We start from the raw sequence: 2,391 nt of genomic DNA on the forward strand, positions 1-2,391 counted from the left end.
TATTAAAAAACAAAGTCTAGATCTTGTTTTACCCTTGAAGTTAATCACGATGTCGTGAATATATCATACCACATTTAGGTAATTATCACCACTAAAACACGTCTAATAACAACGTTTTTTACAACTTTAATGTGAAAGTTTTTATATTGAGGAGGACTGGGGAGACGTTCTCAAAACAAAAAAACCACCTTACTAGGAAAGTGGTCTCGTTGTTTTTTTGCTATGATCAACGGTCTATAGTCGTCATCAGAATAGGCCGTGATAAATCGTTCATAAAATACTTTCTCTTTTTCATTGACTAAAATTCAAATTCTTCAGCATTATGATTATTACTATCATAGATGATAAGTCTATACCCCTCTATCTCATGTGTCTCGTTGCCGTCAGGTCTATTGTCAGTTTTTCTGTACTTTTTATTTCCTTTACGGTAATAAAATTGCTTAAATCCTTTTTCAGTGTCTATTGAGATTGATAAAAGTTTCTCCCAATTAAAAGTATCTATATTACGTGTCATAGAAGATACTTTTATAAATCCATGAGTGGAATAGATCAACATAATTGCATAATCTAAGAATTTCTTGTTTCCCTTAAAGAATTTTTTGCTCGCAATTACTGCGTCTTCTTTAGTCATGGAATCTATTTCTTCGAATTTCAATTCGTCATAACTCATACTTTACAACCTACCTCCTCTTATATTAATTTTTGCTTGGATTCTTCCAATCATCACGAGCTATATTTACCATATCTGTCATTATTTTTATTATGGCATCAGCGTTAGATTCATGTTTCTGCTGCCCATTATTCGTTTGAGTGAGAGAAACACCGGACTTCCTTAATCTCTTTGCACTTTTAAGGATCTCTTTCACTTCTTCATTTGTATCTAGAAACGGTATCACTTGAATCATGCTACGTGGAACTGCACCAAATACTCGCTGCATCCCTGGGTAAGTAACGGAATACACGCCTGATTCAGACTTTCTACATTCCCATCTTGTAAAGCTTTCATCTGAAATGGCTTTCCGGATCGTTGACCCATCGCTTTGACCCCAAATAGCAGCTGCATCTGATAATGTCAGAACCTCATAGATTGATAATTCCTGTGAAGAACGATAAGAAATCGGACCTTGGATCAAATGAATATCATCTTTAGAAAGGATTCCAGCCCCCCATAAGACCAATTCCCCGTTATCATTTTCTCTGTACCAACAGACATATAGGTTGGAACCCTTACCAAACAATATTTCTCTTATTTCATCGATGTTATTCACAGTTTCGTTTGAATCTTGATGTGCAGCTATAATAGCTGGCCATAATCTCTGTCCGTTTTTTAAAGTAATCTGAAAATAATGTTTCATGGATCCCCCTCATCGTAGGCCATCTCAAAAGATGGAACCATTAAAATTCCCGGCTTACACACTTTGTTACCGGATAAAATCACGATATCGTGAATATATAATATCACAAACAGGTAGTTTTTCCCACCAAATATGATAACTAACACTAGATTTTCGATCTTTTGAAAATACAATTAGATATCGTTCTCAAAAGAAAAAGCCACCCTATGTTAAGAAGGTGGCTTCTTGGTTTTCTATGAATCAATTGTAGATACAAAGTCCGACCGGACTGATCAAAATACAAAGAGAAAGTAACCGCATTGGGACATCAGATTAACAGTTACGATAATAAATTCAATTCCTTACAGGTACACTTGCTCTAGTACTGCGAGTCTCATTTTATTCTGTTTTGTCCAATTGCGAAAACGAACATCTACCTTTATTTTTGGATCTACATAGGCAAAATCTTTTGTTTCCTTAATTGTTGTTTTTAATAAAACGGGAAATACTTCTTTACGTTTGGCCGCGGTTATACCGTATTCCATCATCCCTGCAGGCACAATTTCACCATTTCTTTCAACCCCGATCAACCAAGCTATTTTCCGTTTCGAGTAACCGAGTACGAAACATTGTTCTCTTTGATAAACAACAACTCGCTGCCACAGATCATCAGGACGTTTACCTGGATAATACCGACTATCCCTGCGCTTAATCACAATGCCCTCCAGTTGCTGTTGTTTACAAAGCTCAAATAAAGGTATAAAGCTATGTTCCATATATCTGATCTTTTTTATAACTTCGTTTTCGGTGACGGCCTCCTCTAAAATCTCTTTTCTTGTCATCAAATCTAGGCTCGTCAGATCCTGACCTTTATGCTGAAGAATATCAAAAGCGACAAAGGTTAATCCTGGTGTTCGTTCGATTCCAAGCTTAGGATTCGATGAGAATCTGGCCATCGTTGCCTCAAAGTCTGGTTTACCAGTATCGATATCACTCACCACAAATTCCCCGTCTAGTATAGTACCTCTACCAGCTGCTTCTTTAGCTGCTTGAGTAA

Annotated in this window: 3 protein-coding genes; all 3 read right to left on the bottom strand. The window is 36.5% G+C overall.

Annotated features, from left to right (window positions below):
• Positions 1–298: 298 nt before the first annotated feature.
• Positions 299–670 (bottom strand): hypothetical protein, encoded by a 372-nt coding sequence (locus tag C3B52_RS35325; protein ID WP_103110981.1) that lies wholly within the window; start codon positions 668–670, stop codon positions 299–301.
• A gap of 25 nt (positions 671–695) precedes the next feature.
• Positions 696–1,355: a helix-turn-helix domain-containing protein gene (locus C3B52_RS35330; RefSeq protein ID WP_103110982.1), complete on the bottom strand. Its 660-nt coding sequence runs from the start codon at positions 1,353–1,355 to the stop codon at positions 696–698.
• Positions 1,356–1,696: 341 nt separating this feature from the next.
• A partial coding sequence (locus C3B52_RS35335) for an ATP-dependent DNA ligase (RefSeq protein WP_103110983.1) occupies positions 1,697–2,391 on the bottom strand: 695 nt, incomplete at its 5' end.

Origin of the sequence: Brevibacillus reuszeri, assembly GCF_002897295.1 — a bacterium.
GTDB lineage: Bacteria > Bacillota > Bacilli > Brevibacillales > Brevibacillaceae > Brevibacillus > Brevibacillus reuszeri_A.

Bases quoted from the DNA above. Each gene is read 5' to 3' on its own strand.
- C3B52_RS35325 (WP_103110981.1), bottom strand. From the start codon at position 670: ATGAGTTATGACGAATTGAAATTCGAAGAAATAGATTCCATGACTAAA.
- C3B52_RS35330 (WP_103110982.1), bottom strand. From the start codon at position 1,355: ATGAAACATTATTTTCAGATTACTTTAAAAAACGGACAGAGATTATGG.